15 protein-coding genes are annotated in these 13,538 nt (G+C 53.2%); 6 read left to right on the top strand and 9 right to left on the bottom strand.

Annotated elements, in window-relative coordinates; all coding sequences use genetic code 11:
* Nucleotides 1-178: 178 nt before the first annotated feature.
* From JFL75_RS14310 to JFL75_RS14345, 8 genes are all read right to left on the bottom strand, one after another.
* Nucleotides 179-883 (bottom strand): hypothetical protein, encoded by a 705-nt coding sequence (locus JFL75_RS14310; protein ID WP_215627356.1) that lies wholly within the window; start codon nucleotides 881-883, stop codon nucleotides 179-181.
* Complete coding sequence (locus JFL75_RS14315) at nucleotides 876-2,429, bottom strand: DUF1538 domain-containing protein (RefSeq protein ID WP_215627357.1); 1,554 nt, start codon at nucleotides 2,427-2,429, stop codon at nucleotides 876-878. The genes JFL75_RS14310 and JFL75_RS14315 overlap by 8 nt, the downstream gene beginning before the upstream one ends.
* Before the next feature lie 45 nt (nucleotides 2,430-2,474).
* Nucleotides 2,475-3,050: a GNAT family N-acetyltransferase gene (locus JFL75_RS14320; RefSeq protein WP_215627358.1), complete on the bottom strand. Its 576-nt coding sequence runs from the start codon at nucleotides 3,048-3,050 to the stop codon at nucleotides 2,475-2,477.
* Complete coding sequence (locus JFL75_RS14325) at nucleotides 3,034-3,462, bottom strand: pyridoxamine 5'-phosphate oxidase family protein (protein ID WP_215627359.1); 429 nt, start codon at nucleotides 3,460-3,462, stop codon at nucleotides 3,034-3,036. Before JFL75_RS14325 ends, JFL75_RS14320 begins: the two co-directional genes overlap by 17 nt.
* Nucleotides 3,463-3,478: 16 nt before the next feature.
* Nucleotides 3,479-3,937 carry a MarR family winged helix-turn-helix transcriptional regulator gene (locus JFL75_RS14330; RefSeq protein ID WP_215627360.1) on the bottom strand — a complete coding sequence of 153 codons (459 nt, stop codon included), beginning with the start codon at nucleotides 3,935-3,937 and terminating at the stop codon, nucleotides 3,479-3,481.
* Nucleotides 3,938-4,065: 128 nt separating this feature from the next.
* The gene (locus tag JFL75_RS14335; RefSeq protein WP_215627361.1) at nucleotides 4,066-4,467 is read right to left on the bottom strand and encodes a DUF2721 domain-containing protein; all 402 of its coding nucleotides are present in this window, start codon (nucleotides 4,465-4,467) and stop codon (nucleotides 4,066-4,068) included.
* Between the two features lie 80 nt (nucleotides 4,468-4,547).
* Nucleotides 4,548-5,168: a site-2 protease family protein gene (locus tag JFL75_RS14340; protein ID WP_215627362.1), complete on the bottom strand. Its 621-nt coding sequence runs from the start codon at nucleotides 5,166-5,168 to the stop codon at nucleotides 4,548-4,550.
* Between the two features lie 70 nt (nucleotides 5,169-5,238).
* Entirely contained in the window at nucleotides 5,239-6,078 is an 840-nt protein-coding gene (locus tag JFL75_RS14345) for a DUF2156 domain-containing protein (protein ID WP_223292661.1), read from the bottom strand.
* Nucleotides 6,079-6,709: 631 nt separating this feature from the next.
* On the opposite strand from JFL75_RS14345, the gene dcd reads away from it, so the two are divergent.
* The 3 genes from dcd to JFL75_RS14360 all read left to right on the top strand — a co-directional run bounded on the left by dcd (nucleotide 6,710) and on the right by JFL75_RS14360 (nucleotide 9,039).
* Nucleotides 6,710-7,228, top strand: coding sequence for a dCTP deaminase (dcd, locus tag JFL75_RS14350; protein WP_215627364.1), 519 nt, complete (start codon nucleotides 6,710-6,712; stop codon nucleotides 7,226-7,228).
* Between the two features lie 321 nt (nucleotides 7,229-7,549).
* The gene (gene pepT, locus JFL75_RS14355) at nucleotides 7,550-8,818 is read left to right on the top strand and encodes a peptidase T (protein WP_215627365.1); all 1,269 of its coding nucleotides are present in this window, start codon (nucleotides 7,550-7,552) and stop codon (nucleotides 8,816-8,818) included.
* A 17-nt stretch (nucleotides 8,819-8,835) separates the two neighbouring features.
* Nucleotides 8,836-9,039: a heavy-metal-associated domain-containing protein gene (locus JFL75_RS14360; protein ID WP_215627366.1), complete on the top strand. Its 204-nt coding sequence runs from the start codon at nucleotides 8,836-8,838 to the stop codon at nucleotides 9,037-9,039.
* A gap of 45 nt (nucleotides 9,040-9,084) precedes the next feature.
* Here JFL75_RS14360 and JFL75_RS14365 read toward each other — a convergent pair whose 3' ends face one another.
* Nucleotides 9,085-10,329 (bottom strand): extracellular solute-binding protein, encoded by a 1,245-nt coding sequence (locus JFL75_RS14365; RefSeq protein ID WP_215627367.1) that lies wholly within the window; start codon nucleotides 10,327-10,329, stop codon nucleotides 9,085-9,087.
* Nucleotides 10,330-10,800: 471 nt separating this feature from the next.
* On the opposite strand from JFL75_RS14365, the gene JFL75_RS14370 reads away from it, so the two are divergent.
* Genes JFL75_RS14370 through JFL75_RS14380 form a run of 3 tightly spaced genes read left to right on the top strand, consistent with a single transcriptional unit; the run spans nucleotide 10,801 to nucleotide 13,292 of the window.
* Nucleotides 10,801-11,697 (top strand): 1-acyl-sn-glycerol-3-phosphate acyltransferase, encoded by an 897-nt coding sequence (locus tag JFL75_RS14370; RefSeq protein WP_215627368.1) that lies wholly within the window; start codon nucleotides 10,801-10,803, stop codon nucleotides 11,695-11,697.
* A 33-nt stretch (nucleotides 11,698-11,730) separates the two neighbouring features.
* The gene (locus tag JFL75_RS14375) at nucleotides 11,731-12,561 is read left to right on the top strand and encodes an aldo/keto reductase (protein WP_215627369.1); all 831 of its coding nucleotides are present in this window, start codon (nucleotides 11,731-11,733) and stop codon (nucleotides 12,559-12,561) included.
* 59 nt (nucleotides 12,562-12,620) lie between these two features.
* Nucleotides 12,621-13,292 carry an HAD family hydrolase gene (locus JFL75_RS14380; protein WP_215627370.1) on the top strand — a complete coding sequence of 224 codons (672 nt, stop codon included), beginning with the start codon at nucleotides 12,621-12,623 and terminating at the stop codon, nucleotides 13,290-13,292.
* The last annotated feature ends 246 nt before the right edge of the window (nucleotides 13,293-13,538 follow it).

Below are 13,538 nucleotides of genomic sequence, written 5' to 3' on the forward strand. Positions count from 1 at the left end.
TAAGCCGGAAAGCACCCGCCGTACTTACTGGTAACGCCGGGTGTCGCATAAAAATGGGGTTGGTTCCGTGTCGGCCTTCGGCCTCGAAAGTCGCTCAACCCCATTTTTATGCGACGGGCCCCGCAGAACCGGTAAAACACGGGTGCTTTCCGGCTTGAAAGACCCGGTGCTCCCCCGCTTACTGGAGATCCAGGCCGTTGATGTTGTCCACGGGCATGGAGAATACGATGCCCCGGGCTTCGCTGGATATGCCGTAGGACTGGCTGATTGCCTGCATGATAGCCGTTTTTTTATCCCGGGCCGCAAGGATAGTGATGATTTCCCGTTCATCCTGGACGGAAATACCGAAGAACTTTACCGGTCCCGCGTGGGCGACGCTCCGGGCGTTGATAACCGTACCTCCGGTGGCTCCCGCTTCCCGGGCGACGGCCATGATTTCATCACTGTAACCCTGGTTTACCACCGCAATTATAAGATCATGCTTGGCTTCAGTACTCATATGTTCCACTTCCTTCTCAAGTTGGTTTTTTAGTTTTTCCCGGATGCTTTCCTTAAATACCTGAACGATGGGATTGTTTATTCCCGAAAGGGGAATGGTAAAGGCGATGCCCGCTCCGGGACTGTGGAGGCCGAGTTTTTTGCTGACCTGTTTGAGGAGCTGGGGTACCATGATGTCCTGCTCGAGGCAGAGGACCACGGCTTTTTCGCTGCTGCCGATACCCAGGAGGTCGAGAATTTCCGAACTCGCGGTTCCCCTGCCTTTGCAGATAAAATGGAACCGTACATCCTCGGCTTCAAAAACATCGGTGAGTATATTCGTCTTGTTCCAGTCGATGATAAAGACCACCAGCTTAAGTATGGGTATCTTCATATCATTATTCATTCGGATTATCCTCCCCGTATTCGATAATTTCTCCGTTGTCCATACTGAGTATGCTTTCTGCCTGGTCTTCTTCGGCCTGGGCCGCGGCCTGGGCGGCTTTCATCTTCTTGCCGTACAGGAGACCCATAATCTGTATCGTTATCAGGGGCGTCATGGCGACCATGGCGACGATACCAAACGCGTCGGTCATCATATTTCCCCCAACGCCCTGGCAGGTTCCCATGGCCAAAGGCAGCAGGAATGTGGATGTCATGGGCCCGGAACAGACCCCGCCGGAGTCAAAGGCGATACCGGTAAAAATCTTGGGCACGAAAAACGTAAGGCCCAGGGCTATGGCGTATCCGGGAATAAGTATCCACATGAGCGGAACCCCCGTGAGTATCCGGGCCATGGAAATCCCCAGGGCCGCGGCCATACCGATGGAAAGGCCCCGGTTCATGGCTTTCTGGGGAATGGCACCCCCGGAAACATCCTCAACCTGTTTGTTGAGGACGTGCACCGCCGGTTCCGCTTGGACAATGAAATACCCGATAAGCATTCCCAGGGGAACAAGAAGCCATTTATACGATGAAGACGCCAGTTCGGACCCGAAAAGCTGCCCCACCGGTATAAACCCCACATTGACCCCGGTCAGGAACAGCACCAGGCCAATGAGGGTATATATAAAACCAACCCCGATCCTCGCCATCTGGCGTTTCTGGTACCGTTTCGATATGAGCTGGAAAATGATAAAGAAGACCACAATTGCCGCCAGGGCAATGGCTACTTCCTTAAGGTACTGGGGAAGATGAATCGCAAACTGGGTCACCACATCCCGGGATGTTTCCGCCACGGGAATCGTGTGGGTTGCCACCACCGCTTCGGTGGGTTTATAGAAAATCCCCAGCATAAGGACCGCCAGGATCGGACCGACGCTGCAGAGGGCAACCAGGCCGAAGCTGTCGTCCTGGGAATCCTTATCGGACCGTACCGACGCAATACCAACACCCAGGGCAAGGATAAACGGTACGGTAATCGGCCCCGTAGTAACCCCGCCGGAGTCAAAAGCCACGGCAATAAAGTTATTGGGGGTAAAAAAGGCAACAATAAAAATGATAATGTAGAAAATTATCAGCAGGATGGAAAGCCGTATCTTGAAGAGGATCCGCAGGACGGCGATTGCCAGGAAGACCCCGACGCCCACGGCGACCGTCATGATCAGAACCATGGACGGAATCGACGGTACCTGGCCCGCCAGGACCTGGAGATCCGGCTCCGCGATGGTAATAATCACCCCCATCACAAAGCTTATGACCATGGTGAGCAGCAGCTTAGTGGTTTTCGCCAGTTCCACCCCGATGCCTTCACCCATAGGCATCATAGCCATGTCGGCGCCCATGGTAAAGAATCCCATACCTACCACAAGCAGGGCGGCACCCACCAGGAACATCAGGATTGTACCTGACGGCATGGGGACCAGGAAAATGCTGACCACCAGTACTATTACCGTGATTGGCAGCACCGAAGAAAAGGCTTCCATTATTTTTTCTTTCAGAATTTTGTTCACATATTTACCCTTTCTTGAGCCCGGCAAAAACCGGAAGATTTATTATTATCGCTTCTGTCCGGCAATGTCTATCCATTCCTCCCGGAGGATACCGTACCGAAGTTCGTCGTATAATAGGCCTTCTTTGATCCGTTCCCGGCGGAGACATCCTTCCGGACGCATGCCGATTTTCCGCATGATCCGTTCGGATGCCGCATTGCCGCTGTGGCAGCTGGCATTAACCTTCTGAACACCGAAACCGGCGAAGCACAGGTCCATAAGACGTTCCGCGATTTCCGTGGCGTACCCTTGGTTCCAGTGCTCCCGCGCAAGGAAGTATCCGATTTCCGCGGAGACAGGATTATTTTTAATATACTTAAATTCGCAATCTCCGAGTCCAATAAAATTACGATTTTTCGTATTATATACCGCAAAAGAAACCCAGGGGCCGGCCGCCGCGGCGCCGGAGAGCATTTTGCTGAAATACGCCCGCTGGGCGGGCTCATCGGCGAGACATTCCTGGAAGGTGTAGCGCATCACCTCCGGGTCCGAGATGAGGGCGGCTATGGCAGGGAAATCCTCCTCCTGTACCGCCCGGCAGGTAAGGCGCGGGGATGTGAATTCATTAATCCTGCTGTCCAAAGCTGAAGTCCTCCGATTTGTAGCTGCAGTAGTACCGGCCGGTTTGGGCGGTGAATTTGAGAATACAGTAATCCGGGTCCGCAATACCCCGGGGATAATACTGTTCATCTCCTTTCCGCCAGAACCGCTCCCGGGTTTCCCGGTCTTGCAGGACTTCGAAGCTGCCCCGGAGCAGGACACCCTTGAAGTTGAAGATGCTGAAAAAATACACACAGCCCCGGGGATTCGCCCTGAACTGCTGCACGTGTTTCGACGATGTATTGGTGCTGAAGTATAGCTCATTCAGGCGTTCCCGGTGTTTCGACGGGAGTACCGCCTTGATATTGGGGAATCCGCCGCCGTCGACGGAGCCGATAAAAAAGAACCAGGCCCGTTTATGGAGCCTGTCTGCCTTTTCAAAAACACCGCTCATGGAAATCTCCTTGGGATTAATCTTTTCTGCCTGATTTTTTCCGGGTTTCTTCCCAGCGCCGGAGGTTAAAGAGTATTTTTTCCAGTACATCCTCGAAGCCTGCGATTTCCCGGTCCGAGAACCCCCAGTAGAATATTTCGTTCATTTTTTGGGAAACCCCTTCGAAGTCCCGCCGCATTTCCCGGGCTTTTTGGGTGAGACAAATCGTTATCTGGCGCCGGTTTTCCGGGTCGGGCTGCCGTTCGACGATTCCCATAGCGGCCATACGGTCCAGCATACCCGTGAGGCTGGTATTGGCCAGGCTCGTCCGCCTTCCGATCTCCGTCACCGTAAGGCGGTCTTTTTCCCAAAGGACAAAGAGTATCCGACCCTGGGGGCCGTTGATATCGAGACCCTGTTCCGCCAGGATTTTTCCGAAGATCCGGTCCTGGAGCTGTTTTATCCGGGAAATGAGCATTCCGCCTTTGGTTTCCATAGATTGCTGCCTTTAATTCTATATAGTATTATACGTGAAAGTATATTGCTATATAGTAGCAAGTCAATCAGAATGTGATTTATAGAACGGACGGGATTTGAAAAGCTTCAAAACTTACTATAATAACGTTATTGGGTTGATTTCATGGACAGCTTGTCCAGCTCCAGCTTCAGCGCGCCGATGGAAATGAAAATCTCGTACAGCGAAAACAGGAGTGAAACCATCATAAGCACCAGGCTCACCGCGAAGAGAATCTCCGCAAGGGTGATGTAGCTGAGCAGCGCCAGGAACATACAGAAAACGCAGAAAAAGAAGCTTAGGACACCGAAGAGCTGGGTATACTTGATTATGCTGAGCCTGACCCGGAAGTTATTGATCTGCTTAAGGATATGTTCTTCGGGTTTTTCCGTATAAATCGAGATAAACTGGCGGATCAGGCTGGAAATCGCCAGGAAACGGTTGGTAAAGGCCAGCATGAGCAGGGAAATGGCGGAAAACAAGAGCGCGGGGGTGGTTATATTGAATTCCATGGATACTCCTTAATGCGAACTGCTGTCACCTTTTAAGTATAGAACATCACGGCGGAACAGGGTATCCGAATCGGGACGATCTACAGGAACAGCGAAATCAAGGCATCAACCACTTTGCCGATGGGAAGGATTGTGATGTTTGTTGTGTTCTGAATTACGATAATCACGAAGAGCAGGGGCATACCGATACGCATAATCCGCTGTTCGGTTTCGGGCCTGAGATTGAGGCCGGAAAAAAATATATGGCTCCCGTCCAGGGGCGGTATGGGAAGTATATTGAATACAAAGAGCCCGAAGTTGATGGCCGCCCCGTAATACAGAAGTATTACCCCATGGACAAAAAGCTGTGAACTCCCGTCGTTCCCGATGACATAGACTAAAAAACGCAGGATCAGGCAGAAGAGTATTCCCAGCAGCAGGTTTGATACCGGACCGGCCAGGGCTATCAGGGCCTTATCCCGTCGGGGTCTGGACAGGTTCTGCGGGTTGAACTGCACCGGTTTTGCCCAGCCGAATCCCGCGAACACGATAAACAGCAGGCCGATTATATCGATGTGTTTCAGGGGATTGAAGGTAAGCCGTCCCTGGTCTTTCGCGGTGGAATCGCCCAGTTTATACGCCGCGAATCCATGGCAGAATTCGTGGACCGTAAGGCCGATGAGCACCGCCGGGACGGAATAGAGCAGATATTGCCAGTCCATGGCTAGTTGTACCGGATATACCGGAAATTTACTATAGGAACTTCTAAAAATTGAAGTTTTTAGAAGTTCCTTACAGCCGTTTCCCCAGATACTTCCGGACGAATCCCGAAGGCCGGTAGGTCATTTTCGCCTGCCTGAGGCCTTCTTCCCCGAGATCCTGTTCCCGGTTTATATGGGTGTAGTACCGGGGCAGGGCCGCGGCAAAGGCCTGGTTTATAAACTGGTAGATACCTTTGTATTCATCAATGCCTTTTTCGAAATGGATGGCGAACATCCGGCCTTTGGCGAGGCTCTCCCCCAGGCACCAGCCCGCGGGTTTCCCGTCGACGTAGTACATGGCGCCCCGCATATTGAGGTCTTCAAAGAGTTCCAGCGCTTCTTTAGCGGCCGTGTAATCCCCGTCGGTCCCCTTATCCGCACGCCACCGGTCCAGAACCTCCAGCGCCTGAGGGACCAGTTCCCGGGTCAGGGGCCGTTCCTCGTATTTGTAGGAATTGATAAAGGCGTTTACCAGGTTCCGTTTTTTGTGGTACTTCTTGCCCGACAGCTCCGCCAGGTCGGTCCTGAGGTACAGATAATCGAAATTGTCCCGGTCTTCGGTGACTTCAATACCCCACTGTTCCAGGTGAATCCGCTGGGGATCCAGGACCGAGTCGGATATTCCCTTCCAGTAATCATGGGTATTGAACAATTCGGTCAGCACACCGTGCCCCGGAACCGCGCAGGGGGTCATGAAGAATTTTTTGCCCTCCCGCTCGCCGGAAATAATAAAGGTCTTATCCGGTACCCAGGAGACCCGGTAATTATACCGCTCCCGGAACAGATACAGGTTTGAGAAGGTATATTCCGAGACTCCGTCGGGGGTCATGGAAAGCCGGGGGTGCATATCGGGTTTAAGCTCGAAGCTCATGGGTGCGAAATCCGGGAAATTAGGTACTATCATTATAGATTAAGTATAAGAAATCCCGCAGGGCGAGACAAGGAGAAAGGGAAGTAGAGACATGGCACCCGCATTATAACTGGCACCCTCCACAGAATCATGGTGATACCGGGTCCGGGGGGCCCGTCTGATGGAAAAAATCCCCGTACCGGGGTTTTCTTTCCATCAGACACCCCGCGATACCGGGAGGACACCATGATTCTGTGTCGCTGCCCGGATATGCTGCGGATACCCTGCCTCAAAGGGAGGTGCGCAGTACGGGAGCCTATTTGTTGCGTTTTGTGGCTTCCAACCGATGATGCTACCCTTCCGAGGGTCTTTCCTTTTTATAATGCGGTTGCCCTGAAAGTACAGAGACTTACAAGCCGGAACGCACCCAGGGAGGATTGGTGCCGCGGAGCTTGTCGTGCCATCACGGCCGGGTGCGTTCCGGCTTAACCGGCTCTGTGCTGCCCATAGAGGGGGTGGTTATCTCTGCGGTGGGGCTTTCTTATTTTTCCTCTTGTGTTTTTTTTGGGTACGGGTATCTTGTATTGCATACCGGCGGAAAATTCCGTATTTTTACGCCAGGATTTTACGTATTTACAATAAAGGACACACCATGATTCTGTCGGGACTTCAGATTAAGGAAAAAATCGGCAGGGAGATTTTTATCGAACCCTTTTCAGAAAAACAGCTCAACCCCAACAGTTACAACCTGAGGCTCCATAATGAATTGCTGATATACGATGACGGTATCCTCGATATGAAGCGGGCCAATAACTATTCATCCCTGGAAATACCTTCCGAGGGCCTGGTGCTGGAACCCCGGAAACTGTACCTGGGGCGGACGGTGGAATACACAAAAACCGAAGGATATGTCCCCATGCTCGAAGGCCGGTCCTCTATAGGACGGCTCGGACTTTTTATCCATGTAACCGCTGGATTCGGTGACGTCGGCTTTGCCGGCTACTGGACCTTGGAGATTTTCTGTATTCAGCCGATCCGGATATACTCCGATGTGGAAATCTGCCAGATTTACTACCATACCATCGACGGCCAATACACCGGATATACCAGCGGAAAATACCAGAACAACACCGGCATTCAGCCCAGTTTGCTGTACAAGGATTTTGAATAACCCGGCAATTCGCCGAACTGATTCAGAATATCCGCAGTAATCCCCTCCACGCGGGTCCAAAGACTTTCCCGTAAAAGCCCCCGCCACCCAGCCCTCCCTTCCAAGCCAGGGGCCCTGCATTACAACAACCAACGGCAAAGAAGCATGGCGCAGAACGGTAACGCGGGGTGTCAGAAGATAAAAATACCGCCCCGCGGATATTTTTATCTTCTGACAGGACCCCCGGCCCCATTCTCACCATGCTTCTTTGTTTTGTAAAAGTATAATGCATGGACCCTGGGCGCCCTTTACGGATGGTGATTTTCACTCCATACTGTACGTATGAGTACATCAATCAGCGCAATCAGCGATACTGAAATGAACGGATATGTGGTTCCGCGGTTTATAAAATACACGGGCTACTGGACCACCAGTGACCGCCATGTGGAAGATACTCCCTCCACACCGGGCCAGTGGGATCTCGCAAAAGCCCTGGCGGAGGAACTTAACGGCCTCGGTCTGGCGGATGTGGAACTAACGGACCACTGCTACGTCATTGCCCGGCTCCCGGCGACCTCCGGAAAGGAAAACAATCCCGTGGTGGGGTTCCTGGCCCATATAGATACCTCCAGCGACGTGTCGGGAAAGGATGTAAAACCGATCCTGGTAAAAAATTACGACGGCAGACGGATTGAACTTCAGGGTGGCTTTGCCCTGGACCCGGCGGAGGATCCGGACCTGGCCTCCCAGAAAGGAAGGGATATTATCCATACCGACGGCTCGACCCTTCTGGGCGCGGACGACAAGGCGGGGATCGCCGAAATCGTGGGAGCCGTGGAATATATTATTAAACACCCGGAAATTGAACACGGTCCGGTGGAACTGATCTTTTCACCCGATGAGGAGACCGGCAAGGGGCTGCCGGAGATTCCCCTTAAAACGCTTAAATCCAAGGCGTGCTATACCCTGGACGGCGGCCCCATCGGGGAGCTCGAAATCGAATGCTTCAACGCCTACGGGGTGCATGTTGAATTCCAGGGTAAGGTGATCCATCTGGGCCACGCCCGGGGAGAACTGGCCAACGCCGTGCTTATGGCCGCGTATTACGCCGCCATGCTGCCGCGGTCGGAGAGTCCCGAAGCCACCGACGGGTATTACGGCTATTACTGTCCCACGGAGATCACGGGCAAACTGGAAACCGCCTCCCTGGAGGTGTTTATCCGGGATTTCGACCATGACGGCGCTCTCCGCAGGATTGAGGCCCTCAAGACCTTCGCCAAAGCCGTGGAGGCCCAGTTCCCCGGCGGAACCGTTACGGTGACCCCGAAACTTCAGTATTATAATATGAAGAAGAAAATAGACGCCCAGCCCCGGGTCCTGGAAATCCTCAAGACCGCGGCTGACAATCTGGGATTGTCTTTTACCTTAAAACCCATCCGGGGAGGAACCGACGGCGCCCGGCTTACGGAGATGGGAATCCCCACCCCGAATATTTTTACCGGCGGCCGCAACTTCCACAGCCGGACCGAATGGGCCTCGGTGCCGGATATGCTGGCCGCGTCCCGGCTGGTGATCGAGCTGATCCGGCTCTGGGGCGGGGAAACGAGTTAAGAAACGTTAAGGAGTTGATGATGAAATATACCTTCAAAGTACCGGATATGAGCTGCGGCCACTGCAAAGCTCATATTGAAGAGAGCTTTAAAAACTGGGGAAAGGCGGCATCCTACGCGGTGGACCTGGAAGCCAAGACCATCACCGTGGAAACCGACGAACCCCAGGCTTCCGTGATCCGGGTAATCCGGGACGAAGGATACACCCCGGAAGCGGTATAATTCCGGAAAGAACGACGCCGCCGGCGTTAACCGGCGGACGCCGGATTATTCCGAAAGCAGCCTGTTGCAGGTCAGAGTCAGCTGCCTCAGGGCGGCTTCCGCGTCCATTGAGCTGCGGATTATCTCCGTCCGTTTGGTAAGATAGAGACTGTTTATTTCCAGGCCCTTGGAGCCGCCGGGCCAGGAAACCCCGGGGACCATATATTCAAGCTGGGCGTAAGCCGCTTCCTGTCCGGGAATTACCGGAACCTGGGCTTTGGTGGAACAGAGCCGCCCGGTGGAGCTGGAGGTCACCATGGCTTCGGGGTCGGTGATAAAATCCAGAAACCGCCACACCGCATCGTATTTAGCCCGGTCTTTGGTAAAGCTTATGATGGTGCCGCCCGCCGCGGGGAGCGCCCTCTGTTTTGTTCCGAAGGAAGGGAATTCCGCGACCTTCAGCGTGAAATCAGCGGAATTCCGTATTGATGAAAGCAGGGAACACAATTCCACATACATGGCGACTTCTCCGGCGATAAAATTCGCCATATCCTCATCGGGGGTACTGACCGGTTCCAGCCCCAGCCGGTTGATTGTCTGCCAGAGTTTAATAGCTTCCACGGTTTCCGGCGTATCGAATGAAACCCGGGTTCCGTCCGGTGAGAGCAGGGTTCCGCCATTGGAATACACCAGGCTCATATCGGAACCGAGATCACCCTTCCAGATGGTAATAGCGTATTTTCCGGTCCGTTCCTTGATTATCCCGCCGACCCTGATCACGTCATCCCAGGTTCTGGGAACGTCCGCGCCGCTGAGGCCCGCGGCCCTGAAAATATCTTCGTTATAATACAGGACATTGTTGGCCAGACCGAAGGGAACGGCAATCTGGTCACCCTTTACCGCGCCGAGGTTCAGTACCGGCGGGATAAACTTGTCCGCAAACGCCGCGTACTGTTCCAGGCTGGGAGCCAGCTCATTGACCGGCGTGGGATCCATTTCGGTATGGATATAATCCAGGAGACTGTACCCGCCCATGAATAAATCCGGAGCGGGGTTTCCCGCGGCTACATCTATGATCATATTCTGCAGCAATTCAATAAATTCTCCGGGTTTTGAGGTGACCTCTATCTTTATATCCGGATTCTGCGTCTCAAAGTCACTGATTATCTGCAGCACCGCGGCTTCGAGTTTTCCCGAGTACCGGTGCCACAGCTGCAGCGTAACGGTATTGTCCATGTCCTTTTTTCCTCCCGCCCATATAATTCCCGGCAGCAGCGCGATACCCGCCAGAAGTACTATGAATTTTTTCATTGTGCCCCCTAAAAATGTACCGGTACTGTACCACAGGTATTTTGTACATTCAATGAGTTATCTTATAATTCTGAGGAGTATCTTCCTCTGCGGACAGGAAATCTGCGGCATGTTCCGGGAACAGACGTAAAAACAAGTCCGGAAAGCCCGCCGCCCCCGGGAACCCGGAGTGGGGGCAGCGAAAGACTTGCCGCTTGCAGCGGCAAGTCTGCAGCGAGGGGGAGCAGCCCGCGCGGCCGGGCAGCACCGGGCCGGTTAAGCCGGAAAGTATCCGGCCGTAATGGTAACACCGGGTGTCATATAAAAAGGGGAATGAGTGACTTTCGAGGCCGCAGGCCGCTGAGGAACCATTCCCCTTTTTATATGACAGGACCCGCGGTACCAGTAATCCCGGATACTTTCCGGCTTGTCAGTCCCGGTGCTCCCCCCTTTCATTGACACCTCCTTGCCGGCGTGTTTATACTTATTTTTATGGAAATATTAAGTGAAGTATACCGGGATCTTATAAAGAAAGTTGTGGCTTTATCCAAATCGGAAACGGTAGTTACCGAGCATAATGTGTACCAGGAAGCCGTGCCGGGGCTTATGCCGCTGATCGATACCATGGTGGGGGATAAAATGCTCCCCGGTTCCGGTATAACCGGCATGGAAAACCTCAGCGATCTCTACGAAAAAGCCGTTTCGGGCAAATCCTGCCTGCTCCTGCTGGAACATTACAGCAATTTTGACCTTCCCATGTTCATTTATCTCCTCCGGCAGGAAGGGGAGCTGGGGCTTAAACTCGCGGAACATGTGGTAGCTATCGCGGGACTCAAGCTTAATGAGGACCCGGTGGTGGCGGCCTTCGCGGCGGCCTATTCCCGGATTGTTATTTTCCCCAGCCGTTCCCTGACGCATCTGGACGCGGAAAAGGACCGGGAAGAGCTTATCCGTATCAACTCTATCAACCGGGCGGCCATGAAAAGTCTCAATAAAGTTAAATATGAAGGAAAAATGATCCTTGTGTTTCCCGCCGGAACACGGTACCGCCCCTGGGAACCGTCGACAAAACAGGGTGTCCGGGAAATCGATTCGTATATCAAATCCTTTGATTATATGTGTCCCGTGGCAATCAACGGGGAGCTTCTCCATATACGGCAGGGAAAAATGATGGATGATTCCATCAGTCCCGATGTGGTCCGGTATACCGCGGGCCAGGTTATGCCCTGCGCCGAATTCAGGAACAGGATGCGGGATGAGGCGGAAGCCGCCGGGATCGAGGATAAAAAGCAGGCCGCGGTGGACGGTGTCATGAAAGTTCTGGAGGAACTCCATGAGAAAGCCGAGCCGGACCGGCAGAAGATTATCCGGGAGAATACCCAGTCATAGCACCTTCTTTACAATAAAATAAGAGGAGAAACCATGGCTTTTACGGAAAGTAAAAAACTCAACACCAAAACAGAGATTCCCTATCTCGGGCTGGGAGTGTTCCGGTCCAAGGAGGGGGATGAGACCTACAATTCGGTCCGGTGGGCCCTTGACGCGGGATACCGGCATATAGATACCGCGGCGTTTTACGGCAATGAAGGGAGTGTCGGAAAGGCTGTCCGGGACAGCGGTATCCCCCGGGATGAAATTTTCATCACCACCAAGCTGTGGAACGATGATATGCGCCGGGGCACCCAGGAAGCGGCCTTTGAAAAAAGCCTTAAAAATCTCATGACCGATTATCTGGATCTGTACCTTATCCACTGGCCCGTACCCGATCACTATGTGGCATCCTATAAAATACTCGAAAGACTGTATAAGGATGACCGGTGCCGGGCAGTGGGGGTAAGCAATTTCGAGCCCCACCATCTGGATACGCTTATGAAGGAAACATCCCTGGTCCCCGCGGTAAACCAGGTTGAGCTCCATCCGCTGCTTAACCAGCAGCCCCTGCTGGATTACTGCGCGAGCCATGGTATCGCCCTGACCGCCTGGTCGCCCCTGGGCGGCACCAAGGTTGATCTGCCCCATGACCCGGTCCTTACGGAAATCGGCAGGCACTATGGGAAATCCGCGGTTCAGGTTATTATCCGCTGGAATATCCAGCGTGGGGTGGTGGTTATCCCCAAGTCGTCCAACCAGCAGCGTATTATTGAAAACGGGCAGGTCTTTGATTTTGAACTGAACAACGAGGATATGGCAAAAATCAACAGTATGAACAAAAACGAACGCTTTGGGTCGGATCCGGATAATTTTAATTTTTAAGACCAGACTAGTTCAATAACCGCAGGTATCTCGGACACATAGTGTCCGAAACTAGTCTGATGAAACAACGGAGTATTACGGTGATCACGGCAATTATTTTCGATATGGACGGGGTGCTGGCGGATTCTGAGCTGCTCCATGTCCTGGCCAGCCAGCGGCTGCTTGAGCGTTACGGGGTTACCGTGGACGAAGCCTTTCTCCGGCGGTATACCGGCATGGATAACGCCGTTTTTCTCGGGGATGTGATCCGGGAATTCGGCCTGGACGCGGCTATCCCCGAACTGCACAAGCAGCGGGTGGATATCCTCGTAGGATTGCTCCGGGAACAGGTTGAACCCGTTTCGGGTATGGAAGAGATGGTCCGGGGAATCTCGGATCTCCCCGTAAAACGGGGCCTGGCGTCATCGTCGCCCCGGCCGGTGGTGATGACGATTCTGAAGAAATTCGACCTCTTCGAATGGTTTGACGCCGTTGTGACCGGGGACGATGTGGAACGGGGCAAACCTGATCCCGGGATTTTTCTTGAAGCCGCCCGGCAGCTGGGGGTTTCTCCCGCGGACTGCATTGTGGTGGAGGATTCCAAAAACGGTGTCGCCGCCGCTGTTGCCGCGGGCATGGACGTTATTGGGTTTTTCAATCCCAATTCCGGAGATCAGGATCTGTCCAGGGCCGGCAGAGTGGTGGATTCCCTTGAGGCAATTCCGGGGCTTATCAGGGCATCCGCGGTATGACCTATCCAGGCCAGACACAGAAGCGTGGAGATGCTTTTTGAGGGGGCCTGTCGTATGAAAAGAAATCAGCCTGTGGCTGGTTCTTTAAAGTATTGATATAAGGCCGTTCCAGCGGCCTGCGAATACCGCTCTGCGGTGTTTTTTCATACAAACCTCTGGGTTGTCAAACCAGAGGTTTGAAGACACCTTGTGCTGCCGGTTCCGCCATGCTTCTGTGGCGGTTTTGTTTTAAATACTGCAGACACC

This window comes from Breznakiella homolactica (genome assembly GCF_016616095.2).
Classification (GTDB): domain Bacteria; phylum Spirochaetota; class Spirochaetia; order Treponematales; family Breznakiellaceae; genus Breznakiella; species Breznakiella homolactica.